This is a genomic window from Fodinicurvata sp. EGI_FJ10296, assembly GCF_040712075.1.
In the GTDB taxonomy this organism is placed as follows: Bacteria; Pseudomonadota; Alphaproteobacteria; order DSM-16000; family Inquilinaceae; genus JBFCVL01.
This window is the reverse complement of the sequence record NZ_JBFCVL010000002.1, coordinates 127,632-152,360: the sequence shown is the minus strand read 5'-3', so window position 1 is coordinate 152,360 and position 24,729 is coordinate 127,632. Positions and strand designations below refer to the sequence as shown.

Here is a 24,729-nt window from a genome sequence, read left to right as displayed (position 1 = left end):
TCAGCGCCTTTCGTCGAAGTTCACCCGCCCGAGGACGATGTAGATGACCGTGAAACACGCGATGATCAAAAACAGCATCGTCGATGCGGCGGAGCCGTATCCGACATTCTGGAAATCGACGAGCTGTTGCCGCGCATAGACCGACATCGACATCGTATCCCGGCTGCCGGAGGTCAGAACATAGATCAAGTCGAAGATTCTGAGAGCGTCCAGGGCGCGGAAGATGACAGCGACCAGAAGCGCCGGCCTTATCAGCGGCAGGGTGACACGGAAGAACATCTTGACCGGGTGGACCCCGTCGACTTTGCCGGCTTCATAGATTTCTCCCGGCAGCATCTGCAGGGCAGCCAGCGTCAGCAGCGCCAGGAAGGGTGTCGTCTTCCAGACATCCACCAGGATGACAGCCGGAAGAGCAAGCGCCGATTCCGCCGTAAACGCCAACCGCGTCGTGGTGATGCCCGCACCAAGCAGCAATTCGTTAATCACGCCGTACTGGTCGTGGAACATCCAGCCCCACATCTGGGCGGACACGATGGTCGGAATGGCCCAGGGAATAAGGGCGGCAGCGCGCACGAGTCCGCGGCCTGGCATCGCCGCGTTCAGAACCAGGGCGACGGCCACGCCAAGGATCACTTCCAGTCCGACCGATGCGACTGTAAATACGAATGTGTTCCAGACCGAGCGCCACCACATCTGATCCGCAAGCACGCCCTGCCATTCGAAGAACCGGGCGTCGTCAATGGGCCGCTCGACAACCTCGTCCGTATCCAGATCAAAATACTGATCGGGCCCTGGCCGATACACCATGGCATCGCCGGTATCCTGGTCGAAAATGAAATAGCCGTTCAGCTCGTCGTCCCAGTCATTGAGATTGGGACCGTGGAAAAGATAATTGTTGAACCCGATGAATTGAGACTGGTCGTCCGCGCCCAGCGAGGCGTCGGTGAAACTCAATGTAAAGGTACGAACGAGCGGCCAGCCGGCCACCAGCAAAAGAACGATCAGCATCGGTATCAGAAAAAGCCAAGCCGATCGTACCCGCTCTTTCGTCAGTTTGGATGCGCGTACGGTCATTTAGACGTCCCTTCGGATTCGTGCCGACGCCGGTACAAGAGCAAGAACGCGTGAGTCGTAGAATGGATTTCTGTCGCCCCGGGGATAGTGAGGGACAACTCTGAGGAGAACGACGCACGCGGCATGGCGATCGCCCCGGCGTCCCGGGAGAGGGACACCGGGCCGATACGCGGATCGTGCTACCAGCGGCCGCCGCGGCTCATCCGCTGCAACTCGGCCTCGACCGTCGACAGGGCTTCACTCGCCTCTGAACCGCCGGACAGGGCGTCGTGGACGGCATTGTAGAACGCGCTGGAGACTTCGTTGTAACGTCCAGCCGTCACCGCCGACGGACGCGCAACGGCATTCACGAAGGTGTCGTAGAGTTCGCCGAAGAACGGATTGGCTTCGAGCACATCTTCGTCGTCGTAGAGAGCGCCGATGGTGGGGTTATACCCGCCGACGATGGCACGGCGTTTCTGTTCTTCCATGCTGACGAGATAAGCGACGAGATCTGCAGCTTCAGCTGTATTGTCGGAGTACCGGGAAACGGCGAGATTCCAGCCGCCCAGCGTTCCGGTGTGTTGACCATCGTCGCCACCCATGGGCAGCGGCAAAACGCCGACATTGCCGCGGATTTCGGAGTCGTCGCTTTGCGCGAGGGCCCAGGCATAGGGCCAGTTGCGCATGAAGGCCGCATTGCCGGACTGGAACACACCGCGGGCGTCTTCTTCCATGTAATTCAGCACGCCGTTGGGCGATATGGTGCCGATCCAGGAACTGGCGAGTTCCAGTGCTTCCAGGTTGGCGTCGTTGTTGATCGTGATCGAGCCATCATCGGCAACGATCGTTCCACCATTGAAGCTGTCGAACCACTCCAGCGCATTACAGGTCAGGCCCTCATAGGCGCGGCCCTGCCAGACATAGCCCCAGAAGCGGTCATTGCCCTTTTCGCGTTCACCGGCCTGAATGATCTCGGCGGCTTCGGTCAGCTCCTGCCACGTGGTCGGCGGTTCGACATCATATTCCTCAGCCAGATCGGTGCGGTAATAAAGGACGCCGGCATCGGTGAACCACGGCATTGCGACGATTTCACCGTCGACCGTGTTGTTTTCCACGATCGCGTCGAAATGCTCGTCTATCTGGTCCTGTTCGATGTGCTGCGACAGATCGACGAAGTGAGAGCCGAGAATGCCGGGCCAGATCACATCGATCTGATAGACGTCGATGTCGTCCGCCTCGGCACTGAGAATCTGCTGGTACAGCGCCAGTCGCTCGGACGCGCTGTCAGGCGTGGAAACGATCTCGACCGTGTTACCTGTTTCCGCGGCCCAGGCCTCGGTCCCTTCGCGGCAGAGCTCGAGCTCGATGCCGACGGCGCCACATGCGATCGACAGTTCGACCTGAGCATGGGCGCTGGACGCGAATCCGCCCGAAAGCGCGGCGACGGAGCCGGCGGCGAGCAGAAGTGTCTGGAATCTGTTGGTCATAGTACCTCCCTAAGGCAGTATTCGAAGAATTTGGGCGGACTAACCACCTTCACCATATATTGGGAAAGAACGGTAATCGCCCGTACGAGATTTCGCAAGCGGAACGCCGATCCTGACGTGCAAAACGCTAGACATATTCGATCGCATATAACAGTTTCGGCTATGTTGCACTGCAAACAACTGGTAGGTTAGATTTCATTCCGCCCCTGTTGCGGCATGAAATGGATTGAACATCCCAGAGGTCAACGAGCCGGAGCTGCGCCGACACCTGTTCAGCAGGCGACACTTTAGGGACGTTCCGGAACGAATTTCAATCATTAATCGTAAAATGCCGCTCCCATGCAGCCATAAAGAGATCATGGTGTGAGCCGGGACCTTTCGCGCGGCCTTGCGCACGGGGCGTGCCGATGCTACGCGCATGGGCAGGATGCTGCCTCCAATTTCGATTCCTTTTATTCGCTCCCCTTTCGAATCTCAGCCGGGACACCGAAACCGTGAATGCGCGACCGATCATCATTGATACTGATCCGGGCCAGGATGACGCTTTTGCCATTCTTCTGGCACTATCGTCCCCGGAGCTCGATGTGCTCGGGATTTCGGCGGTGGCGGGCAACGTTTCCGTCGACAAGGCTGAAATCAATGCACGCAAGATCTGCGATCTCGCCGGCCGGTCCGGCATTCCCGTTTTCCGTGGATGCGACAGGCCGCTGAAACGCGACCTGCGGACCGCCGAGCACATTCACGGCGAAAGTGGTCTCGATGGGGCCGATCTGCCGGCCCCGAAGACGCCCTTGCAGCCCAAGCACGCGGTCGACTGGATCGTAGAGACCGTGATGGCCGCGCCGGAGGGCACGATCACACTGTGCCCGCTCGGACCGCTGACCAACATCGCTTCGGCCTTTGCGCGGGAACCGGAACTTCCGGCTAGACTGAAGGAAATCGTCCTGATGGGCGGTGGCTTTTTTCAGGGCGGCAATATAACGCCGGCGGCCGAGTTCAATATTTACGTCGACCCGCACGCCGCAGACATCGTGTTCCGGGCGGGCGTCCGAATTACCATGATGCCGCTCGACGTTACTCATCGGGCACTTATTCCCGTCGATTGGCCTGAAAAGCTGAAGGACATGGGCAATCGTACTGGTGCGGCGGGCGCGGGCCTGATTGAATTCTACCAGCGCTATGATCTTGAACGGTACGGCGAAACCGGCGGCCCGCTTCACGATCCCTGCGTCATCGCATGGTTGGTTGAGCCAGACATCTTCAAAGGCAGGGAATGCAACGTCAGGATCGAGACGGGATCGGAAATGACGATGGGCATGACGGTCGTTGATTGGTGGAATGCCACCAAACTGCCTGCGACCGCCACTGTGATCAACAGGCTGGATGCTCCCCGGTTTTTCGACCTGATGCTGGAGCGGTTCCGGACGCTGCCCTGACGTGCAGCAACCGAAGGGCGACCCGGTTCTCGGTGTCGCCTCTTCGGTTCCGAACTGAAATCCTATCGTCTGGGGCCTTGGCGTTCGGCCGAAGCCGCCCAGAGGTTGACGTTAGCGTCGCGGGCATAGGTATCGATTTCAGCGAGTTCCTCGTCGGTGAAATCCGGCACTTTTGCAGCCGCGGCCGAGTCGATCACCTGTTCGGGTCGGCTGGCACCGATCAGTGCAGTCGTTACCCGCTCACGACGCAGGACCCAGGCAATCGCCATCTGGGCAAGAGACTGGCCCCGCCGTTGGGCGATCCGGTCCAGCGCGCGGATATTCTCCAGCGTCTGCTCGTTCAGGAATTCCTGGCGAAGCGATTTTCCCTGGGCCGCACGGCTTTCTTCCGGGACGCCGCCCAGGTATTTGTTCGTCAGCATGCCCTGCGCGAGCGGTGAAAACGCGATCGATCCGATACCCAGTTCATCCAGCGTGTCCAGGAGGCCGTCATCCTCCACCCAGCGATTGATCATCGAATAGCTGGGCTGATGGATCAGGCAGGGCGTACCTAGTTCCTTGAGGATCGCGTGTGCCTCGCGCGTGCGCTGCGAATTGTACGAGGAAATCCCGACATAGAGCGCGCGCCCGGATCGGACGGCATGGTCGAGCGCCATCATGGTTTCTTCCAGCGGCGTGCGCGGATCGAACCGATGCGAGTAGAAAATGTCGACATAGTCCAGACCCATCCGCTTCAGGCTCTGGTCGAGGCTCGACAGCAGGTATTTGCGGCTTCCCCATTCGCCATAGGGGCCTGGCCACATATTATAGCCGGCCTTGGTCGAGATGATCAGTTCGTCGCGCAGGCCGGCAAAATCCGTGCGCAGGATTTCGCCGAATGCAGTTTCCGCCGAACCGGCCGGCGGGCCGTAATTATTCGCCAGATCGAAATGGGTGATCCCCTGATCGAACGCCGTTTGGCAGATCGCGCGTTTGGTCGCGTGCGGTGTATCCTCGCCGAAATTGTGCCAGAGCCCTAATGAGACAGCGGGCAGGTCGAGGCCCGATCGACCGCAACGGCGATAGGTCATCGATTGATAGCGATCATCCGCAGGTGTCCAACTCATTCGTATTCCTCATCCCGTGGGCCGGCTGGGAAGCCCTTCTTGTGCGGGGTCCTCAGCCGGAATGCTGGTTTGTGCTCGGCACGAAGCGATCGGGCCGCCTGCATGCCGAGAGCGTTTTTGCGCTGGCATGACTTCCGCAGCATGCAACGCTATGTCAACGCTGCAACGATGAGGACCATTGTCGCGAATGGCAAGCGCCATATCGGTTAGTCCGGCGTATTGCGGCACCGGGCCACCCGGGCGTGCCCGTTCAAAGACCCAGGGCCTCTTCGACCGGTGTGTAGTCAGCGTCGAGAGCGGTCGCCACGGCTTTGTGCGTGATCCGCCCTTCGTGAACGTTCAGGCCGGCGGAAAGATGCGCATCTTCGTACAGGGCCCGCCGGACACCTTTGTCAGCAAGGGCGAGAACGAACGGGATTGTGGCGTTGTTCAGGGCGACGGTCGAGGTTCGGGCCACGGCCCCGGGCATGTTGGCAACGCAGTAATGCACGACATCGTCGACGATATAGGACGGATCGTCATGGGTCGTGGCATGTGACGTCTCGAAGCAGCCGCCCTGGTCGATGGCGACATCGACCAGCACGGAACCGGGGCGCATCGCCTTGACCATTTCGCGGGTGACCAGTTTCGGCGCCGCCGCTCCCGGTATCAGAACCGCACCGACAACGAGATCAGAGGCCATGACGAGGCTATCGATGGCGTCGACCGTCGAATAAGCGGTCGTCAACGCCGGGCCGTACAGGGCGTCGAGTTCCTTGAGGCGCGGCAGGCTGCGATCGATGACGGTGACCCGGGCTCCCAGACCAAGAGCCATGCGCGCGGCATTGGTGCCGACGACGCCCCCACCGATGACCGTTACTGTCGCTGGCGGTACCCCCGGGACGCCGCCGAGCAAAACGCCGCGGCCGCCCCGGATACGCTCCAGGCATGCCGCCCCGGCCTGGATCGACATTCGGCCGGCCACTTCACTCATCGGAGCCAAAAGCGGCAATCCGCCGCGATCGTCAGTGACAGTCTCATAGGCGATGGCGATGGCGCCGCTGTCGCGCAGCAGCCCGGCCTGGACCGGATCGGGCGCCAGATGCAGATAGGTAAACAGAATCTGGCCAGCCTTCAGCATCCGGCACTCGTCGGGCTGGGGTTCTTTCACCTTCACGATCATGTCGGCTTGGGTGAACACCGCGCCCGCATTCGGCGCCAACCGGGCGCCTGCCGATTCATACTGTGCGTCGCTGAAATCGATCGCTGCCCCGGCGCCGGTCTCGACCACGACCTCGTGACCCCGTGCGCACAATTCGCGAACCGCCGCCGGAGATAGTCCGACGCGATATTCGTGGGATTTAATTTCTTTGGGTACACCGACCAGCATAGGGGCTCTCCGGGACGTGGACGCCTGGCGGGCGGCTGATGAGCATCGCCGTCGTGGCATCGGTTACGCGTGCGCCGCCGGCCAGGCCGAAGGCGCCATTCCTGGAGAGACTATGGCGAATATTTGCTGAATGGGCAGCGGAGATAGGGGGGTGCCGCCGTTGGTTTTTCGGCGGCACCCGGTCTCAGGCGGCATTTACGCCGTATCCGGGAGTTCCCGGTCGGCGTCGTCTTTTGGCAACGGTTCCTTTATCGCCACCCGGCTTTGCCAGAACGCCATGGCGACGGCGACGCCGATGCCGGCCAGGTCGCTGAGCCAATGGCCCTGGATCAGAGAGATGGATGCTGCGAGCAGGATGATGCGGAAGATCACGTTCATGCGCCCGAAGAACCAGCCTTGCACGGCCGCCGCCAGCAAATAGATGCCGATCGTTGCCGTTATGAAAACCTGGATAATCTTCGGCCACTCTGCGTCCATCAGGATTGCAGGGCTATAGAAGAACATGAACGGGACGACGAACGCCGCCAGTCCGATCTTGAACGAGGCGATGGACGTGCGCAGCGGATCGGCACCGCTAATGGCCGACGCCGCATAGGAAGCGAGGGCGACCGGCGGCGTTATGGCCGACACGACGGCGAAGTAGAACACGAAGAAATGCGCGACCAGCGGCTGCACGCCGAGCTGGATCAATCCCGGCGCAACGACCGATGCCGCGACGGCATAAGCCGCCGTCGTGGGCATGCCCATGCCAAGCAGGATCGAAATGCACATGGCGAAGAACATCGCCAGCAACTGGCTGGCCTCGGCGACGCCCAGCAGCATGGACGAGAACCGCTGTCCAATCCCGGTCATGGAAATAACGCCGACGATGATGCCGGCGCAGGCGCAGACGGCAATGATCTGGATCGACATCTTTGCCGCACGGTCCAGCGCGTCGAGAATTTTCGAGGGCCCCATGCGATAAGGGGTCAGCCAACTGACGATGACGGCCGAGACCATGGCCAGCGTACCGGCGCGAATGACCGAATACCCCATGAACAGGGCGCCGATCAGGATCACGATTGGCAGGAACAGGAATATCTGCTTCGCGAGGTCGGCCACCCGGGGCAGCTCGCTGCCCTTCATTCCGCGCATGCCGAGCTTGGTGGCTTCCAGATCGACCATGAAGAAAATCGACAGGAAATAGAGGATGGCCGGAATCAGCGCCGCTACCACGATTTCGGTATATGGAATGCCGGTGATTTCGACCATGATGAAGGCGCCGGCACCCATGATCGGCGGCATGATCTGACCACCGGTGCTTGCCGCCGCTTCGATCGCGCCGGCGCTTGTCCTTGGATAGCCGACCCGTTTCATCAACGGTATGGTCAGGCTGCCCGTGGCGACGACGTTGCCGGCTGAGGTGCCGTTGATCATGCCCATCAGCCCCGACGCAAAGACGGCGACCTTGGCCGGCCCGCCGCGTGTCCGTCCGGCGACGGCAAAGGCGAAATTGACGAAATAGTCGCCGACTTTGGATGCCTGCAGAAAGGCGGCGAAGGTGATGAAGAGGATGATGTAGGTCGACGAAACGGCGATGGTCGGGCCCAGGATGCCGCTGTCGGTGTAGAGATAGGTGAAGAACCGCTGAATCGAATAGCCGCGGTGCTCCAGAATTCCCGGAAGGAAGGGTCCGCCGAATGCGTAGAGCACGAAGATGCCGGCAATGGCCACCAAAGCCAGTCCGGCAACCCGGCGGGTCAGTTCGAGGATCAGCAGAACGCCGGTCATGGCGGCCCAGAAATCGCCAATCAGGGCGAACGACGTTCCGGCCCGCATTCTCAACCCCTGAAGGTGGAAGAGAAGATAGGCGGCGACGCCCATCGCCAACAGGCCGAGCAGAATGTCGGGCCATGCCATGCGGTTGCGTTGCCCCTGAAACGTCCAGGACGCCAGGATAGCGAGTAAAGCAGAAACGAACATCGGCGGGCCGAATGTCGAGAACGTCCAGTCCGGTGCCGGCGTACCGCCGCCGAAATCCCTTAGGATATAGGCATACGCGATGCAGCCGAGGGCATAGGCGCCAGTCGCTATGGCGGCGATCGTGATGACGGCGCTAGCCGGTTTCAACCAGCCGACCCAGCCGGGAGCGGCACTCGACCCCTCGTCGTCGAAATTGAACGCCGCCATGACGATGAAACCGATAAGCAGGGCGCCACCGATGTGAAGGATGCGAAATGCCCAGGTCTCTATCGGAGATATATTAAGGGAATAAAGATGAATGGACGTGAACAGGATGCACAGAATGAAAAAGAGCCATCCCTGCCAACCGGAGAATTCCCGTTGATTGGCTACGACCGGTTCCTGGTCGACACCCTCGACGACCAAAGCGCCGGCCTGCGTTCCCTCCGTGTTCCTCACCGCGTTGCTTTTCGCGTTCATGGGCAGGTATCTCTCCTGGCGCCGCTTTGGGATAGTGTCGCGTTCCCGACGGCAGATTGCTAAATGCGGACAGAAGTTCGAGAAACTATTTCAGTCAAGAATAATTCGGCAATGAACCAATAAACGCATCGGCCGGGATTGCCGACCGATGCGCTTGGCTTTAGTCCGTCACCGGCTGTACTAGTCGGCCTGCAACAAAGACCTGTTACTTGAGGTCTTCATCGATCTCGTAGCCGTTTTCCTCGAACCAGCGGACAGCGCCAGGGTGCCAGGTCAGGAACGTGTTCTTGTCGTAGTTCTCCGGCAGCGTTTCGGCCGACGCGGCGTGAATTTCCATCATCCGGTCGTGGTTTTCCATGACGATCCGGGTGGTCTCGTAGACGAGATCTTCCGAAACATCGGCATGGGCCACGGCGAAGTTCCACATCGCCACCGACTGGAAGTCTTCTTCCTGGCTGACATAGGTGTCGGCCGGAATGGTGAGCGGCAAGACATAAGGATACTCAGCCGTCAGCGTCTCGACCTCTTCATCGGTGAAGCCGAAGATATGGGCGTCGGTCTGCGCTTCGACCTGGCTGAACGCCGCAATCGGAATACCGGCGGCGAACGCGAACGCATCGATCAGACCGTCCTGAAGCTGTCCGGCCAGATCCGAAGCTCCGCCGTAACGGACTTCGACCTCGATATCGAGGATGTCGAAGAAGCGGGGGAAGTAAGTGCCGGGCGTTCCGCCCGCAGGGCCGACGCCGACAGTCAATCCGTCAAGATCGGACAACGATTCGATACCGGAACCAGCGAGGGTCACGACGTGGAACGGCGTCTGATACATCGGGAATACGGCACGCAGCTCGGTATGTTCGAGGCCCGGAGCGAGTTCGCTTTCACCCTGCAGGGCTTCCCAGGCCGGTCCCATGGTAACCATGCTCATGTCCAGATCGCCGGTCTGAACCAGCGTGGCGTTCTGAACCGGACCCCCGGTCACTTCGGAACTGGCGCTGATGCCGAGTTCTTCCGCCACCAGATTCGCCCAGCCCGCGCCGTAGACGAAATAGGTGCCGCCTTGGCTGGCCGTTCCGACGGAGAATTCCGACGGAATGTCCTGGGCGGCGGCGCCGCCCGCGATCAGAGCAGTTCCCAAAGCGGTTGCTGCGAACAGTTGAGCGGATTTCCGAATGGTCATATTCAAGTGTCCTCCCGTGTGGACGGTTGGAAGCCTTTATATCAAAGGCCCTCCGTTTTTTCGACCGGTACATACTATGTGGCCGATCTGCATCTGTCTCCACCATCGAGCGCGCTGCCGACGGTGACACGCGACCAAGAATTGGCTTCCCTGTTCATTCGGTCAAGTATCAAATTCTTCCTCTCCGCCGTCGCCGGTCTGCTGACGGGCGTTATCCGGCCCAACAGAAGCCGTTTGCATCAGGTGGTAAACGACACCGGCGGACCCATGTTATGGGTGTGGATATGGTATTGTGCGGGAGCCGAACGACGGGATCGGAGTCGATGGCGGAAAAACGGAATGATAGCATCACCCGGACGGGCAATGGGCCAGTGCAAGGCACGAGTTCGGGGGCGGTCGACGCATTTCTGGCGGCAGTGAAGGCGACGCCCAAAAAGGCGGGCGATGGCAACACGGGTCGCCTGATTTTTGCGATGGACGCAACGGCAAGCCGGGAGCCGACCTGGGACCGCGCCTGCCACCTGCAGGCGGAGATGTTCGAGGCGACACGCGATCGCGGCGGCCTTGCGGTTCAACTGGTGTTTTTCCGTGGTTTCGGCGAGTGCAAGTCGAGCCACTGGATGTCCGACGGATCCGGCCTTCGCGACGCGATGCTCAAGGTGCGTTGTCACGCCGGACTGACGCAGATTGATCGCGTCCTGAAGCACGCTGTCGCCGAATCGGGCCGTCAGAAAGTCAACGCGCTTGTGTATGTCGGCGACAGTTTCGAGGATGATATCGACAAAGTGGGCCAGACGGCGGGTCAACTCGGCCTGAACGGGGTGCCGGCATTCATGTTTCACGAGGGCGGCGATCCGGTCGCGGCCAAGTCCTTCAAGGAGGTTGCGCGCCTCACGGGCGGCGCATATTGCCCCTTCGACACCGGATCGGCGGATACGTTGCGCAGACTTCTTGGCGCGGTCGCAAGCTTCGCCGCAGGGGGCTGGGCGGCGCTGGAGGATTACGGCCACAGCACTGGAACGGACGTTCCCAGGCTCATTCACCGTGGGCACGGTGCCTCCCCTGGTGCCGGCCGCAAAGGATCCTGACCGGCACCCATGCAATTCCTTCTCCTCGGTATCGCGGCTTTCCTGGCGGTCATGGTGATTGGCCGGCTGATGTTGACGGCTCCGGCCGGCACAGTCGCCCGCATCCTCAAAATTGCCGCCGTCGTGGTGGCCGCGGCCGTTGCGATCGTCATGGCGGCGACGGGCCGGCTCGGGCCCGCGATCGCCACGCTGATTTTTCTGGCGCCCATGTTTCTGCGCTGGCGGGCGATCGCGCGTCGGCTGAAATCGGCAACCGGGCCGACGCCGGGCCAGTCTTCATCGGTCAGGACCGCGCATCTGGAAGCCGTTCTCGATCACGATAGCGGCGAGATGAACGCGCGGATCATCGACGGACCCTCCGCCGGCCGGATGCTGTCTGATTGCGAACTCGATGACCTCATGGCGTTGCTGGCGGAATATCGCCATATCGACCCTCAATCGGCGGCGATTGTAGAAGCTTATCTGGACCGCGTGCACGGTGCTGCCTGGCGGGCAGGGGACGAGGCTGGTAGCAGCGGGTTTGGCAACGACGGAAACGGCAGTAGGAGCAGCGGAAGCCGCGAGTCCGGAGGGGCTGGGAGCCGTATGACGGTGGAGGAGGCGCGGGCGGCGCTCGGTGTAGGGCCGTCAGCCACGCGTGAGGATATCAAGAGAGCCCACAGGCATCTGATGAAGCGGTTTCATCCCGATCACGGTGGAACAGATTACTTGGCCGCGAAATTGAATGAGGCGAAGGAAATCCTTCTTGAGTATGTCGGTGACTGAAGTGGTACCCTGTGTGCAAGTTGCCCGCATCGGGGACGAGGGCAGCAAACGAATTGAAGTTCGCCGCGGTCGCGCCGCAGCTATCGGCCCGATCGGTGGCGATTCTGCGCATGGCGGCATTTCCGAGATGGGAAGACCAGACAATGGCACATAATGTTCGCAAGGCCGTGTTTCCAGTCGCCGGGTTGGGGACCCGGCTGTTGCCCGCATCCAAGGCAATACCCAAGGAAATGGCGACGGTCGTGGATCGACCCGTCATCCAGTACGCGATCGAGGAAGCGCGTTCAGCGGGAATCGAGGAATTCATTTTCGTCACGTGCCGGGGGAAAGCATCGATCGAGGACCACTTCGACGTTGACGTCGCCCTGGAGGCGGAACTCCGCTCGAAGGGCAAGGACGATGCGCTTGAAGATGTCGCTTCCACTGAATTGCCGACCGGCAGCTTCACTTGCATCCGGCAGGGTCGGCCGCTCGGATTGGGCCACGCCGTCTGGTGCGCGAAGGCCCTGGTGGGTAATGAACCGTTTGCTGTAGTTCTGCCGGACGATGTCTTTCTGTCGGACAAGCCCGTCCTGCAGCAGATGACCGAAGCTTACGACCGGGTCGGTGGCAATATGCTGGCGGTGGTTGAGGTTCCGCGCGAAAAGACGAACAAATACGGTATTCTGGATATCGGCGATGATGACGGTACGATTGCTACCGTCAAGGGAATGGTCGAGAAGCCGAATCCAGCGGACGCACCCTCGACTCTCTCGGTAGTGGGCCGGTATATTCTGCAGCCCGAAGTCATGACGGCACTGGATGATCAGGAGCCGGGCAAAGGGGGTGAAATTCAATTGACGGATGCGATCGCGCGGGCTATCGGCCACCAGAAGGTCGTTGGTTTCCGATACGAAGGCGAGCGATTCGATTGTGGCGACAAAGCCGGATTCGTAATGGCGAACCTGGCATTTGGTCTCAGAAACAAGGACGTCGGACCGTCGCTGAAAAAGATGATCGCCCAACTCTCCCGATAACAATGCCGGATTTCCCGATAGACCAATGGCCAGTGCCGGATCGAGTGGCAGCTCTGTCGGCCGGGCGATACATCAATTACAGGAATGACGCATGAAGATTGCCGTAATCGGAACCGGTTATGTCGGCCTTGTTTCCGGAGCGTGTTTTTCGGAGTTCGGCGTGGACGTCGTATGCGTCGATACCGATGCCGGAAAAATTGCGGCGCTCAAGGATGGCCGGATTCCAATTTTCGAACCGGGGCTCGAACGAATCGTAGAAACCAACGCCTCCGCCAGCCGACTGACCTTCTCCACCGATCTGGCTGAAAGCGTCAAAGGTGTCGATGCTGTCTTCATTGCCGTCGGTACGCCGTCGCGCCGCGGCGACGGCCACGCGGATCTCAGCTATGTCCATGCGGCAGCGCGTGAAGTGGCGCGGGCTCTGACGGACTATGCGGTGATCGTAACCAAGTCGACCGTTCCGGTCGGCACTGGGCGAGACCTGCAACGAATCATCAAGGCCGAACGCCCCGATCTCGAATTCGATGTGGCCTCGAACCCCGAATTCCTGCGGGAAGGATCCGCGATCGAAGATTTTCTTCGCCCCGACCGGGTCGTTATCGGCGTCGAGACGCCGCGGGCGGAGAAAGTCCTTCGCGATCTCTATCGGCCGCTGTTCCTGATTCAGACACCGATCGTCGCGATGTCGATTGAGACGGCCGAACTGACCAAATATGCCGCCAACAGCTTTCTGGCGCTCAAGATCGCCTATATCAATGAAATCGCCAACCTGTGCGAAGCGGTGGGCGCCAATGTTCACGACGTTTCTCGCGCCATGGGGCTCGACGGTCGTATCGGCCCCAAATTCCTTCATCCGGGGCCCGGATTCGGCGGCTCATGCTTCCCCAAGGATACCCGGGCTTTCGCGCAGATCGGTACCGAGGCGGGGGTGAGCCAGTACCTGATCGAAACTGTAATCAGGCTGAACGACGCCCGGAAATCGGACATGACGGACCGGATCGTTGCCGCACTAGGCGGCGAAGTCGCCGGAAAGTCCGTTGGAATACTGGGTCTGACCTTCAAGCCCAACACCGACGACATGCGCGAGAGTCCAAGCCTCGCCATCGTTCCGGCCCTCGTGGCCATGGGGGCCAGTGTCAAGGCCTATGATCCCGCCGGCATGGGCGAGGCGCGCAAACTGCTGCCCGCGACTGTGAATTATGCGGAGTCCGCGTATGACGCGATCGATGGCAGCGACATATGCGTGGTCCTGACCGAGTGGAACGAGTTCCGGTCGCTCGACCCGGTACGGATCAAGCAGCACCTGCGCCATCCGTTGATGATTGACTTGCGCAACATCTACGATCCACAAGACATGCGGGCGGCGGGACTGACCTATGAAAGCGTCGGCCGGCCGTGAGGCGCCCGCAGTAACGCCGGGGCCCGGTATCGGAAGAGGTAAACGCTCAATGACCGACAAATACACTTTCAACCCGACGATCCTGCGCGAATACGACATCCGCGGCATTGTCGGGGACACGTTGAACGCCGAGGACGCAAGAGCCGTCGGCAGGGCATTCGGCACCATGGTCGTCCGCGATGGCGGATCGGTCGTGTGCGTTGGCTATGACGGACGTCACTCCAGCCCCGAACTGGAAGCCGCCCTGGTAGAGGGGCTGGTTTCTACCGGTCTGTCGGTCGAGCGGGTCGGCCTGGGGCCCACCCCGATGCTGTATTTCGCGGTCAAGCACCTTGGTGCCGCCGCCGGTGTCATGATCACGGGGTCCCATAATCCGCCGGAATACAACGGAATCAAGATGACAACCGCCAAGGCGCCGGTTTATGGCAGCCAGATTCAGGAGATCGGACGGGTCTCGGCAGCCGGCGATGTGATGAAGGGGCAGGGGGTCGCCCGCGATTGCCCCATCATGACGGCCTATATCGACCGGATTCTGGCCGATGTCGACCCCGGTCGGGACCTGACGGTGGTCTGGGATGCCGGCAACGGTTCGACCGGTGAAGTTTTGCGCCGAATGACCGAACGGCTGCCGGGCAAGCATATCCTGCTGTTTGATGATATCGACGGCGATTTCCCCAATCATCACCCCGATCCAACGATTCCGGAGAATCTGGTTTCTCTGATCGCGTCGGTAAAGGAGCATGGGGCCGATCTCGGCATCGCGTTCGACGGTGACGGCGACAGGATTGGCGCGGTCGACGAAAAGGGGCGGGTGATCTGGGGCGATCAACTCCTGGCCATCTATGCCTCCGACGTTCTGAAGTCACATCCGGGCGCGACGATTATCGCCGATGTGAAGGCAAGCCAGACCCTTTTCGAAGAAATCGCCAGGCTTGGCGGCAAACCGTTGATGTGGAAAACGGGCCACTCTCTGCTCAAGGCCAAAATGGCGGAAATCGGTTCTCCGCTCGCCGGTGAGATGTCGGGCCACATCTTTTTCAACGATCGATACTATGGCTATGATGATGCACCGTATTGCGGCATCCGGCTGATGAATGTCGTGGCCAAGGGCGACGAACCGCTTTCGGCGATGCGCGATCGCATACCTCCCGTTCTGAACACACCGGAAATTCGGTTCCAGGTCGACGAAACCCGCAAATTCGCCGTCGTCGACGAGGTGAAGGCCAGGCTCACCGGACCCGATGCGCCCTTGGATGTGCAAGTGAACGACATCGATGGGGTCCGTGTGACAACCGCCGATGGCTGGTGGCTGTTGCGCGCCTCCAACACGCAGGATGTTCTTGTGGCACGCGCGGAAAGCCAGACAAAGGAGGGCCTTGAGCGCCTGAAGGACCAGATCGTCGATCAACTTACGGCATCGGGTTTGCCACGGCCCGATTTTTCCGCGGGCGGTCACTGATACTGATCAAACGGCTGGGGCCAAAGTTTCAGATTTCAGGTGAACCGAGGAAGCTAAATGGCGGACAAAACTGACAAATCTAGTGATCTCGTCGATCTCGATCGCTTGGCGCCGCTTGCCCTGCACTCGTTCGACCCGGCGTCGCTCCGGACAGGGCTGATCATCGTCGATGAGGTCAACGGGTTTGCCACCACCGGCGCTGGTAATCTGGCGCCGGCGGAGCCCGATGCGCAGGTAGACCGGATGGTGTCCGAAACGGTTCGGCTCGCCCGGCGCTTCGATCAGTCGGGCTGGCCGGTTCTCGCCTTTCTCGATACGCACGAACCTGGTGTTCCGGAACCTCCGTATCCGCCGCACTGCGAGAGGGGAACCGGTGAAGAAGATCTGGTTCCGGCGCTGGCATGGCTGGAAAGCAGCGCCAACGCGACACTGATGCGCAAGGATTGCATCAACGGGTTTGTCGGCGGCATCAGGGCCGATGGCAGCAATCAGGTCGTGGACTGGGTCCTCCGGCATAATCTGCAAACACTTCTGGTTGTGGGGATCTGCACCGATATTTGCGTCATGGATTTCGTGCTCACAGTGCTTTCGGCGCGTAACCACGGAATGCTCGGCAGCGTCGGCGATATTGTCGTCTACGAACCCGGCTGTGCAACCTATGATATGTCAGTGGACACCGCTGCGAAATTAGGGCTGCCGAAAACGGCGACGCACCCGCAGAATGCGACCCACCATATGGGGTTGTATTTCATGGCGTCTCGCGGCGCCGTACTCGCCGACCGGCTGCAATGAGAATCGACCGGCTGGGCCGAGTCAGGCCCGGCCGTTCAGCCCCGCCCCAAGCCCGGTCGATCAAAAAGTCAGTTCCTTTTCCACGATCGTCGTCATGAGCGGGTAGTTACCGACGATGATGTGGTTGATCTGGTCGTTCTCATTGGACAGGGGCAGCAACACCCGCACGACTTGCCACAGGCGGCCCGGGGTCACTTCCTGGCTCTGGACCTGATACAGGGGTGCCCGATGGCTAAGGACCTTGTTATAGGAATCGCGTGAACTGGCGGGGGCGGCGCCCGCGTCGATGCATTCGGACAACCATTTGCCCGTCAGATCGCGGCTCGTGTTCTGAGATATCAGGCTGCCGAACACGCGGTAAAAGTAATCGAGGGGATCGTGGCGCACTTCGAGCAGGATCAGATTGCCGAGCCACGGTTTCAGGTCGATGACGTCCAGGTCGGCGCGTGACGGCATGGAACGACCCCCCCGACACTCGTTCCAGAATTCGACGAGGTCGCCTAGACGCGGCTCTTGCGCGTGGGCTTCAGTCGGTTCGGTGTATATTCCATTTTCAACGAGCATCGCACACACAGACGTTTTTCCTCCGAAGTATCTGCTTGGTGGCCGGCAATTCCTTCGCTTCCCGCAGACGAAGGCCTCGCTGCTATCGGTTTCGCCGTTTTACCGTAAAGCTAAGAATAAAATACAATTATTGAGCGAAACGTAAACGACAAATTTGCGTCGCTCGACAGGATGGTGACCGTCGCAGGTTTTCGCCTATCGCCCGACCTCGCGCGCTGCGACTCTGGTCTGGTCGTCGACCCCGTCACTTGGATGCAGGATCACGACCGCGTCTTGCGGCAGGCCTGACGCAATTTCCGCAAACCGGTCATTCATCAGCCCGATTTCCGGGTAAGCCAGAACTGCCCGATCATCCTCGCGTTGGAACACCGCCCACCGATCGTCGGCACGAAACAGGGCGCCAACCGGAACTCTCAGCACCTCGTCAGCCCGATCGATCTCGATGTGCGTCATGACCCGATAGCCGTGACCGAGACGGTCGCGTTGCTCTGATTCGGCGGTCTCGACAAGGTCGATCAGAACATTCACGCGCTGTTCTTCAATGCCCAGTGCCGAAACGCGCGTGAAGGCCGAAGGCTCGACACGCCGGACCTCGCCGGCCAGGCTGCTGCCACCCCAGCCTTCAATCGTCACACGGGCGCCGGGTTGGACGTTCACTGCCTCGCGTGAGGGCAGGTCGACGCGTATCTCAAGGTTCGTCGGGTCCCCGATTTCAACCAGCGGCGTTCCGGCCTGGACGACCGTCTCGCTTTCCTGCAACACCCGCAGCACCGTGCCGTCGACGGGCGCGCGGATCGGCACGCAGCAGCGCGGGCCGGCTACAGCATCCGGCGAACCGGGCTCTATCAGCGCCGCTCTGGCCGATTCCAGTTCCGAGACTCGCATCCTGACGGCGGCTTCGGCGGTGGCGACCCGGGCTTCCCCCGTCCGCACGTCCAGTTGCGCTTCCTCCAGTGATCGCGTGGTGGTGGCGCCCCGCGCGTGGAGTTCCTGACGTCGGCGCAACTCCACCCGTGCGAAATCGAGATAGGCCTGGGCCTGGTCGTGTTCGGCGCGAGCAAGCGCGAGAGCGGCTTCGGCAGCATGCAGACGCGCCTCCGTTTCAGCGCGGGTCCGGGCATCGAGAAACGACGGGTCCATTTCTTCGATCGATGCCAACAGAGTGGATTGGGTCTCGACGGCGTCCCCGGGGCGCAATTCGATCCGGGCCAGTCGGCCGGCAAGGGGGGCCGCGACCGTATAGACGTCTCGGACGCGGGCGATGCCCTCGGCATCGACGGTAACGACGATTTCGCCACGGTCGAGAGAGGCGAAGTCCACCGGAACGGCGCGCGGCCAGAAGGCGATCAGCAACGCGCCGACGAATGCCGCTGCGAGGACGGAGATGAATATCGCCCGCTTCCATGACGCCCGCATGCTCAGGACCCTTTTTCCATTCGTACCAGGTGCGACTTCATCGTCATTCGCGCGCCTTCAGTACCGCTACGAGGTCGAGTTTGCCCAGGCGCCGCGCCACGATGAGGCCCGAGATCAGTGCCGCCCCGCCCACCACGGAAAGGGCGAGGCCATATGTCCATGGTTCGACGATCAGGGGTATCCGATAAAGGTCGGTCTCGAAGGCGCCGGCCAGCGATGCCGCCATGCCCCAGCCCATCAGGCAACCCAGCGGCAAGCCGATCGCGGTCAGCAGGGCGAGTTCGCCCAGCAGGATGTATGTGATTTCAAACCGCGTGAACCCTAGAACGCGCAGGCTGGCAAGTTCGCGCGAACGCTCAGAGACCATGATTCGTGCACTGTTGTAGACCACGCCGAAAGCGATAAGCCCGCCGAACAGGCTGTTGATGATCAGGGTCTGATAGAATGTGTCGGTGACCTGGGTTCGGAAACTCTCGATGATCCTGGATTTCATCGATATCGCCGCGATTGCCGGTGTTTCCTTGAGCCGGTCGTGGAATGGCCCTTCGAATGCGGAATCCAGGGCAATATAGGCACCCGATAGGCGTGGCGACTCGTTCATCAGGCGGGCAAGCGCGTCGCGCCGCATGACCACCGAGCCGCCGATATACTCTTCGGCGATGGCCGTGACCGTCGCCGTCAGGGTCGGGCGGCGGCCTTCCATGACCTCGATGGTAACCGTGTCGCCGCGGCCGACGGCGAGGTTTTCGGCCACGGACGCTGCCAGCATCAGACCATAGGGTGGCACGGAAATCGGTTCCAGTTCGGTGTCCAGCAGGCGAAACAGATTGTTGTCGGCGTCAAGCCCGGTAATGCTCGTTCGCTCCCGGCGGATGCCGGCACGAAGATTAACCGGTACGCTGCGAAAGGGTTCGACGTCGATCACGCCGGGAAGCCGCCGGATCTCCGGAATGACGGATTCCGGGCGGGGATTGACGAAAGTGATCGTCGCGTCCTGGCGCTGAGCGCGGTTGAACTGAACGTCCATCATGTGCTCGATGGCCCCGAGCGCGAACATGGCGCCGATCATGATCGCCGCCGCAACGGCCGTTCCGGTGGCGGTAAGGGCGCTCCGGCCTGGCCAGCGCCTGATATTGCGCAGGATGATACGGTCGGTCTGCGTCAGCCACGCGGTCAGCTGTGCCCGGTCGAACGGGCCACGGCTAAATTTCGCGGGCGCTGGCGGGCGCATGGCTTCGGCAGGCGGCAACACGACAGCGCGCCGAACGGCGGTCAGCGTTCCGACCAGCGCGGCCGCCGCCCCGATCGCCGCAGCGAGCACGAATATCGCCGGCGCCGGCCGATACTGCAGAAAGGGAAACCGGAAGAAGGCGGCATAGATCTCGGTCATTCCGCGGCCCATCCAGGCGCCGAGCAGACAGCCGGCGGCGACGCCGACGGCGGCCATGGCCAGCGACATCTTCGCGTAATGCCAGCCGACTTCCATATCGGAATAGCCGAACGCCTTTAGCAGCCCGATCTGCTCGCGCTCGGTCTCGATCAGCCGGGCAACGGCGATGTTCAGCAGAAACGCCGCCACCACCAGAAAGATCGGCGGTAGCACGCGGACGGTGACTCCGAGCTGCTCCAGTTCGTTGGCCAGGAACCAGTGCGAGGTCTGGTCGGCACGCCCGATCGCCCCTATGCCGCCATAGGGTTCGAGAATCCGGTCGATCGCCGCGATGACGGGCTCCGGTTGCGTTCCGCGCAGCAGGGCGACGGTCAGCGAGTTGAAAGCGCCTTCCATATCGAAGGCGGAAGCCAGGGCCGGCCGCCGTACCCAGAATACGCCGAATGTCCGATCGTCGGGAAACAGCGCACCCGGACCGATGGAATAGACATATTCCGGCGAGAGACCGATGCCGCTGATGGTAAGCACCCGCCGCCGTTCGTTCATCACCGTGGCGACGGTGTCGCCGGGTTGAAGGCCGTGGGCTTCGGCAAATCCCTCGCTGACGACGGCTGCGAGCGGGTCTCCGGGGTCGGGCAGGGTGCCGGCGACCACGGCCAGCTGGTTGAGGGCTGGCTGCCCCTCATCAGGGATCGAAATGAGCCTTCCTGTAGCCGGTTCGCTCAGCGTGGCAATGTCCAGCGTCACATTGGCCGAGACCCGGCCCTCCGCCACCTGAACGCCGGCGATACCGGCGATTTCGACCAGTGAGGATTGCGGCACGCGGCGGGCTTCGGCAAAGACATGGGCAAAACGGTATCGCTCGTAATAGGCGTCGCGTGTCTGTTCCAGGGATTGCAGCGTTCCCAGCATCAGAACGAACAGGGCGACCCCGCCGGCAAGGACGGCGGCGATCGCCATCACCTGTCCCTTGATCCGCCAAAGATCGCGCAACAGCTTTTTGTCCAGGCTGGCGACTATTCCCGCTTTCACGCGCTCACCACTCGACTTCCGAGGGCCGCTTGCGCACGGCATTGCGGGTGGTGGAACCGATGGTGCCGTCAGCAAAATGGACCACGTGATCGGCCATGGCCGCGATTCCGGCGTTGTGGGTAATGACGACGCTGGTGGTGCCGAGTTCGCGATTCACGGTGTCGATCGCCTCCAGGACTACGACGCCCGTGGCGCTGTCGAGCGCGCCCGTCGGCTCGTCGCACAGGAGGACCCGCGGCCGTTTCGCAATGGCCCGGGCGATGGCAACGCGCTGCTGTTCGCCGCCGGAAAGCTCGGCGGGGAAGTGGTCATGGCGCGTTGGCAGACCGGCCAGCGCCAGGGCCTCCTCCGGACGCATTGGGTTGTCTGCGATTTCGGTGATGAGGGACACGTTTTCCAGGGCCGAGAGGCTGGGAATCAGGTTATAGAATTGGAAAACGAAGCCGACATTGCGGCGTCTGTACATGGTCAGTTCGCGGTCGCTGAATGTCGTCAGGTCGCGGCCGTCGAACATGATGGTGCCCGCGGTGGCAACGTCCAGGCCGCCCAGAATGTTGAGAAACGTCGATTTGCCGCTGCCGGATGGTCCGAGCAGGACGGTCAGTTCGCCTTCCGGCAGATCGAGATTGACGCCGCGCAAGGCATGGACCGCAAGCGGGCCGCTGCCATAGGTCTTGCTCAGATCCGAGATCGAGAATGTCGTGCCGCGAACTGCCCCGCTGCGGGTGCTTCTGGATTCCATCCGCGATTACCTCGACCGCACGACGTCTCCCATTCCCTGGCGACGCGTGGTTGATGCCGGTGGGAGAGGCGGGGGCAGACTCCCGTCTTCAGGTGTAGCCGCATCGGTGCGAATCCTCAACGGTGATCGCTTTATACGATAAGAGAGTGTAGCAATAAAAACGGGAAAAATTATTCGAAAATACCCGACAAAGTGTCGTATAGGGTGGGGTGCCATACGGTCGCGTTGCGAATGCGCGCCGTTCGGGTCCACTTCGTCGAACGGCGATGAACAGAGGAGACAACCATGCTGAGTCCAACCACGATAGGAGTCGCGCTAACAGGTTGGTCATTGCCGGTGGTTTATCTGGCGCTGGCAGCCTTTGCCGGTGTAGTGCTTGTGAGTCGCTGGCGGTACGTCGATTGGCCGGACCGAATCGCGCTCGGCTGTCTGTCGATCGGCGCCGCCATCTGGGCATCGCTGGCAGGCGTCTGGATCGCCACGGCTGCCTACGGTGCTGTCGGTCAGGCGCAAAGTCTGGGTTGGGCCGTGCTGGAGGTGGTGCTGGCGCTGGCCGCCATGCATTTGGTACGACGGGCATATCTGGACCCACGTCCGATAGGGCGCCGGGAAGGGTGACGGGCCGCTCCTGAGCCCGCTCTTATCCGGTTGCCGTCCGGACGTGCCAAACGCGATAGGAGACGACGCCCGTGAAACGGTCTGAAATCAACCGCATTATCAAAGATTCCGACGCTTTTATTCGTTCCTTCGGCTTCTGCCTGCCGCCCTTCGCCTATTGGTCGCCGGCAACGTTCGAGGCCCGGCGCCACGAAGCGGCATCGATCATTCGCTCGGGCCTGGGGTGGGACATCACCGACTACGGTCTGGGCGACTTCCGCGATACGGGGCTATTTCTGTTCACGCTGCGCAACGGCGACCATCGTGATCTGGCGCGCGGAACGGGCATGCTCTACGCCGAAAAGATCATGATCGTTCTGAACGGCCAGTATTGTCCAATGCATCGCCATGTCGTCAAGGCCGAGGACATCATCAATCGCGGCGGTGGCCGTCTGGTGGTCGAGATCTTTGCGGCGTGTCCGGACGGGTCGATCGACGGGGAGCGGCAGGTGACGGTCATGTCCGACGGGTTGGCACGGGAATTGCCCGCCGGTGGCCGGTTGTCGCTGGCACCGGGCGAGAGCGTGACTCTGTTGCCAGGTGTCTGGCACGCCTTCTGGGCCGAAGATGCCGACGTGCTGGTCGGCGAGGTGTCGACCGTCAACGACGACCGGACCGACAATGTTTTCCGCGATCCGGTCGGCCGGTTTCCGACCGTCGACGAGGACGAGCCACCCGTTCATCTCCTCGTCGGGGACTACGACCGCTTGTCCTGACGGGGCGCGGTGTACGTGGGCGCGTCCGGCTCTGCCCCGAGATGGCGGTATTGCTCCCGCAGCCGGTATTTCTGGATCTTGCCCGATGGCGTACGGGGGATCCGATCGGTAAAGACCAGATGGCGCGGCTTTTTATAGCCCGCCAGCAAGGACCGCACATGACGGATCAGGTCGTCGGCATCGGGCGGCGCCGAGGGGTCGGCCGGAACGACGACAGCACACACGGCCTCCAGGAATTTGCTATCGGGGACGGCAATCACGGCAGCCTCCCTGACTCCGGGGTGGCGCGCCAGGACGTCCTCCACTTCGCGCGGATAGATGTTTTCCCCGCCGCTGCGGATCATGTCCTTGGTACGGCCGGAAACCACGAGCAGCCCGTCGTCTGTCGCGCGGCCGAGATCGCCCGTTCGGCACCAGCTGTCAACGAAGGTTTCGGCGGTGGCCTCCGGCCGATGCCAGTACCCCGAGGCAACGGCCGGGCCGCGTATCCAGATTTCTCCTTCTGCCCCGGATTTCAGCGCGACGCCCTCGTCGTCGCGGATGGAGATTTCGGTAAACGGCATCGGGCGTCCCACGCTGTCGGAGTGAGCGCGGCTTTCGGCGCCGGTGCTGCAGGCGCCGATGGGGCTGCCTTCGGTGAGGCCGTATATCTGTACGAATTCGATATGGGGATGATGGGTCGCCAGCGCCTCGATCGCCCAGGGCAGAACCGGATCGCCGCCGGAAACGATCCGGCGGACTGTCGAGAGATCCAGGCTTTCGAAATCCGGGTCGCGAACCAGATCGTAGACCATATACGGAAACAGCATCAGATCGGTGACTTTGTGCGCGGTAGCGACCGCCAGCACGTGACGGATATTGAAGGCGCCGCTTCTGAGGCAGACGGCATGCCCGCCGACCGCGAGCGCCGCGCTCAGCAAGTCCTCGATCGCACCGACATGGTACATGGGGCCGGTTGTCATGGCGACGGTATCGGGGTCATAGCGCCACTTGATCGCCTGAATGGCGCCGAACCACAGAACATTGTCATGGGTCCACAGCGCGCCCTTGGGCCGGCCGGTCGTGCCGGACGTATACATCAACATCGCCGGCGATGCGCCCTGCGGGCGGGCGCATACCGGCGGATCGTCGCTGGCGTCTGACAGGAATTCCAGCCACGACACTGAAAATGGCGCTGCCTGATCGGATGAACGGGGAATCCGCACGTACCAGCGCACGGGGAGACCGTCGCGGATATTATCGAGCGACTGTGTGAAGTCGTCGTGGAATACCAGCATCATGCAGCCGGAATCGGCCAGCGCGAAGGCCAGTTCATCCTCCGCGAGGCGGAAATTCAACCTGACCGCGATCGCACCGACGCGCATGATGGCCAGGTAAAGCGGAATATAGTCGATGCAGTTATAGAGCAGGATCCCCACACGGTCGCCCGGCTTGACGCCACGGGCCAGCAAGGCGTTGCCGATACGGCTGGACCGCTTGGCGAGGCTGTCGTGGGACAGCGTTTCGTCCAGGTCAAACGAGAGGGCCGGACGGGCGGAGTCAACCGCCGGCAACGCCCCTTCGAAACGGCGTGTCAGAAAACCCGCATCCATTGAACGTTCCCCTCCAATGTCCACCGAGGCTGCTCGTTGCTGCCGT

General features: G+C 61.4%; 20 protein-coding genes. 9 read left to right on the top strand and 11 right to left on the bottom strand.

The window, feature by feature from the left end; all coding sequences use genetic code 11:
- Positions 1-1,074: a sugar ABC transporter permease gene (locus tag ABZ728_RS04165; RefSeq protein WP_366654539.1), complete on the bottom strand. Its 1,074-nt coding sequence runs from the start codon at positions 1,072-1,074 to the stop codon at positions 1-3.
- 179 nt (positions 1,075-1,253) lie between these two features.
- The gene (locus tag ABZ728_RS04160; RefSeq protein WP_366654538.1) at positions 1,254-2,543 is read right to left on the bottom strand and encodes an ABC transporter substrate-binding protein; all 1,290 of its coding nucleotides are present in this window, start codon (positions 2,541-2,543) and stop codon (positions 1,254-1,256) included.
- Between the two features lie 494 nt (positions 2,544-3,037).
- Between ABZ728_RS04160 and ABZ728_RS04155 the strand changes: the two genes are divergently transcribed.
- Positions 3,038-3,979, top strand: coding sequence for a nucleoside hydrolase (locus ABZ728_RS04155; RefSeq protein ID WP_366654537.1), 942 nt, complete (start codon positions 3,038-3,040; stop codon positions 3,977-3,979).
- A gap of 62 nt (positions 3,980-4,041) precedes the next feature.
- Here the strand turns inward: ABZ728_RS04155 and mgrA are convergent, their stop codons facing one another.
- From mgrA to ABZ728_RS04135, 4 genes are all read right to left on the bottom strand, one after another.
- Positions 4,042-5,085, bottom strand: coding sequence for an L-glyceraldehyde 3-phosphate reductase (gene mgrA / locus ABZ728_RS04150; protein ID WP_366654535.1), 1,044 nt, complete (start codon positions 5,083-5,085; stop codon positions 4,042-4,044).
- A 250-nt stretch (positions 5,086-5,335) separates the two neighbouring features.
- Entirely contained in the window at positions 5,336-6,454 is a 1,119-nt protein-coding gene (gene ald, locus ABZ728_RS04145; RefSeq protein WP_366654534.1) for an alanine dehydrogenase, read from the bottom strand.
- A 195-nt stretch (positions 6,455-6,649) separates the two neighbouring features.
- A complete protein-coding gene (locus ABZ728_RS04140) occupies positions 6,650-8,875 on the bottom strand; it encodes a TRAP transporter permease (protein WP_366654533.1) in 2,226 nt (741 codons plus the stop codon).
- A gap of 205 nt (positions 8,876-9,080) precedes the next feature.
- The gene (locus ABZ728_RS04135; protein WP_366654532.1) at positions 9,081-10,055 is read right to left on the bottom strand and encodes a TAXI family TRAP transporter solute-binding subunit; all 975 of its coding nucleotides are present in this window, start codon (positions 10,053-10,055) and stop codon (positions 9,081-9,083) included.
- A gap of 323 nt (positions 10,056-10,378) precedes the next feature.
- Here ABZ728_RS04135 and ABZ728_RS04130 point away from each other — a divergent pair, with 323 nt between their 5' ends.
- The 6 genes from ABZ728_RS04130 (at position 10,379) to ABZ728_RS04105 (ending at position 16,574) form a co-directional block, all read left to right on the top strand.
- Positions 10,379-11,143, top strand: coding sequence for a VWA domain-containing protein (locus ABZ728_RS04130; RefSeq protein ID WP_366654530.1), 765 nt, complete (start codon positions 10,379-10,381; stop codon positions 11,141-11,143).
- Between the two features lie 9 nt (positions 11,144-11,152).
- On the top strand, positions 11,153-11,908 hold the full coding sequence (locus tag ABZ728_RS04125) for a DnaJ domain-containing protein (RefSeq protein ID WP_366654529.1): 756 nt from the start codon (positions 11,153-11,155) through the stop codon (positions 11,906-11,908).
- Positions 11,909-12,051: 143 nt separating this feature from the next.
- Positions 12,052-12,924 carry a UTP--glucose-1-phosphate uridylyltransferase GalU gene (galU, locus tag ABZ728_RS04120; protein ID WP_366654528.1) on the top strand — a complete coding sequence of 291 codons (873 nt, stop codon included), beginning with the start codon at positions 12,052-12,054 and terminating at the stop codon, positions 12,922-12,924.
- Between the two features lie 91 nt (positions 12,925-13,015).
- Positions 13,016-14,323 carry a UDP-glucose/GDP-mannose dehydrogenase family protein gene (locus tag ABZ728_RS04115; protein WP_366654526.1) on the top strand — a complete coding sequence of 436 codons (1,308 nt, stop codon included), beginning with the start codon at positions 13,016-13,018 and terminating at the stop codon, positions 14,321-14,323.
- Positions 14,324-14,372: 49 nt separating this feature from the next.
- Positions 14,373-15,782 carry a phosphoglucomutase/phosphomannomutase PgmG gene (gene pgmG / locus ABZ728_RS04110; RefSeq protein WP_366654525.1) on the top strand — a complete coding sequence of 470 codons (1,410 nt, stop codon included), beginning with the start codon at positions 14,373-14,375 and terminating at the stop codon, positions 15,780-15,782.
- Between the two features lie 57 nt (positions 15,783-15,839).
- Positions 15,840-16,574: an isochorismatase family protein gene (locus ABZ728_RS04105; RefSeq protein WP_366654524.1), complete on the top strand. Its 735-nt coding sequence runs from the start codon at positions 15,840-15,842 to the stop codon at positions 16,572-16,574.
- Positions 16,575-16,634: 60 nt separating this feature from the next.
- On the opposite strand, the gene ABZ728_RS04100 is transcribed toward ABZ728_RS04105, so the two are convergent.
- From ABZ728_RS04100 to ABZ728_RS04085, 4 genes are all read right to left on the bottom strand, one after another.
- On the bottom strand, positions 16,635-17,138 hold the full coding sequence (locus ABZ728_RS04100; RefSeq protein ID WP_366655084.1) for a PAS domain-containing protein: 504 nt from the start codon (positions 17,136-17,138) through the stop codon (positions 16,635-16,637).
- Between the two features lie 195 nt (positions 17,139-17,333).
- The gene (locus tag ABZ728_RS04095; protein WP_366654523.1) at positions 17,334-18,554 is read right to left on the bottom strand and encodes an HlyD family efflux transporter periplasmic adaptor subunit; all 1,221 of its coding nucleotides are present in this window, start codon (positions 18,552-18,554) and stop codon (positions 17,334-17,336) included.
- Positions 18,555-18,597: 43 nt separating this feature from the next.
- Complete coding sequence (locus tag ABZ728_RS04090; RefSeq protein ID WP_366654522.1) at positions 18,598-20,976, bottom strand: ABC transporter permease; 2,379 nt, start codon at positions 20,974-20,976, stop codon at positions 18,598-18,600.
- 4 nt (positions 20,977-20,980) lie between these two features.
- Positions 20,981-21,718, bottom strand: a complete 738-nt coding sequence (locus ABZ728_RS04085) for an ABC transporter ATP-binding protein (protein WP_366654521.1) — start codon at positions 21,716-21,718, stop codon at positions 20,981-20,983.
- Between the two features lie 285 nt (positions 21,719-22,003).
- On the opposite strand from ABZ728_RS04085, the gene ABZ728_RS04080 reads away from it, so the two are divergent.
- Positions 22,004-22,336 (top strand): hypothetical protein, encoded by a 333-nt coding sequence (locus ABZ728_RS04080; RefSeq protein ID WP_366654520.1) that lies wholly within the window; start codon positions 22,004-22,006, stop codon positions 22,334-22,336.
- 71 nt (positions 22,337-22,407) lie between these two features.
- Positions 22,408-23,091: a D-lyxose/D-mannose family sugar isomerase gene (locus ABZ728_RS04075; RefSeq protein ID WP_366654518.1), complete on the top strand. Its 684-nt coding sequence runs from the start codon at positions 22,408-22,410 to the stop codon at positions 23,089-23,091.
- On the opposite strand, the gene ABZ728_RS04070 is transcribed toward ABZ728_RS04075, so the two are convergent.
- Positions 23,073-24,683, bottom strand: coding sequence for a class I adenylate-forming enzyme family protein (locus tag ABZ728_RS04070; protein WP_366654517.1), 1,611 nt, complete (start codon positions 24,681-24,683; stop codon positions 23,073-23,075). The genes ABZ728_RS04075 and ABZ728_RS04070 overlap by 19 nt on opposite strands.
- Between the last annotated feature and the right edge of the window lie 46 nt (positions 24,684-24,729).

What these genes read in the sequence shown, in the direction of transcription:
- ABZ728_RS04095 (WP_366654523.1), bottom strand. Translation starts at nt 18,554, where the DNA reads ATGCGGGCGTCATGGAAGCGGGCGATATTCATCTCCGTCCTCGCAGCG.
- mgrA (WP_366654535.1), bottom strand. Translation starts at nt 5,085, where the DNA reads ATGAGTTGGACACCTGCGGATGATCGCTATCAATCGATGACCTATCGC.
- ABZ728_RS04165 (WP_366654539.1), bottom strand. Translation starts at nt 1,074, where the DNA reads ATGACCGTACGCGCATCCAAACTGACGAAAGAGCGGGTACGATCGGCT.
- ABZ728_RS04130 (WP_366654530.1), top strand. Translation starts at nt 10,379, where the DNA reads ATGGCGGAAAAACGGAATGATAGCATCACCCGGACGGGCAATGGGCCA.
- ABZ728_RS04125 (WP_366654529.1), top strand. Translation starts at nt 11,153, where the DNA reads ATGCAATTCCTTCTCCTCGGTATCGCGGCTTTCCTGGCGGTCATGGTG.
- ABZ728_RS04070 (WP_366654517.1), bottom strand. Translation starts at nt 24,683, where the DNA reads ATGGATGCGGGTTTTCTGACACGCCGTTTCGAAGGGGCGTTGCCGGCG.
- ABZ728_RS04135 (WP_366654532.1), bottom strand. Translation starts at nt 10,055, where the DNA reads ATGACCATTCGGAAATCCGCTCAACTGTTCGCAGCAACCGCTTTGGGA.
- ABZ728_RS04140 (WP_366654533.1), bottom strand. Translation starts at nt 8,875, where the DNA reads ATGAACGCGAAAAGCAACGCGGTGAGGAACACGGAGGGAACGCAGGCC.
- ABZ728_RS04115 (WP_366654526.1), top strand. Translation starts at nt 13,016, where the DNA reads ATGAAGATTGCCGTAATCGGAACCGGTTATGTCGGCCTTGTTTCCGGA.
- ABZ728_RS04100 (WP_366655084.1), bottom strand. Translation starts at nt 17,138, where the DNA reads ATGCTCGTTGAAAATGGAATATACACCGAACCGACTGAAGCCCACGCG.
- ABZ728_RS04085 (WP_366654521.1), bottom strand. Translation starts at nt 21,718, where the DNA reads ATGGAATCCAGAAGCACCCGCAGCGGGGCAGTTCGCGGCACGACATTC.
- ABZ728_RS04080 (WP_366654520.1), top strand. Translation starts at nt 22,004, where the DNA reads ATGCTGAGTCCAACCACGATAGGAGTCGCGCTAACAGGTTGGTCATTG.
- ABZ728_RS04160 (WP_366654538.1), bottom strand. Translation starts at nt 2,543, where the DNA reads ATGACCAACAGATTCCAGACACTTCTGCTCGCCGCCGGCTCCGTCGCC.
- ald (WP_366654534.1), bottom strand. Translation starts at nt 6,454, where the DNA reads ATGCTGGTCGGTGTACCCAAAGAAATTAAATCCCACGAATATCGCGTC.
- pgmG (WP_366654525.1), top strand. Translation starts at nt 14,373, where the DNA reads ATGACCGACAAATACACTTTCAACCCGACGATCCTGCGCGAATACGAC.
- ABZ728_RS04105 (WP_366654524.1), top strand. Translation starts at nt 15,840, where the DNA reads ATGGCGGACAAAACTGACAAATCTAGTGATCTCGTCGATCTCGATCGC.
- galU (WP_366654528.1), top strand. Translation starts at nt 12,052, where the DNA reads ATGGCACATAATGTTCGCAAGGCCGTGTTTCCAGTCGCCGGGTTGGGG.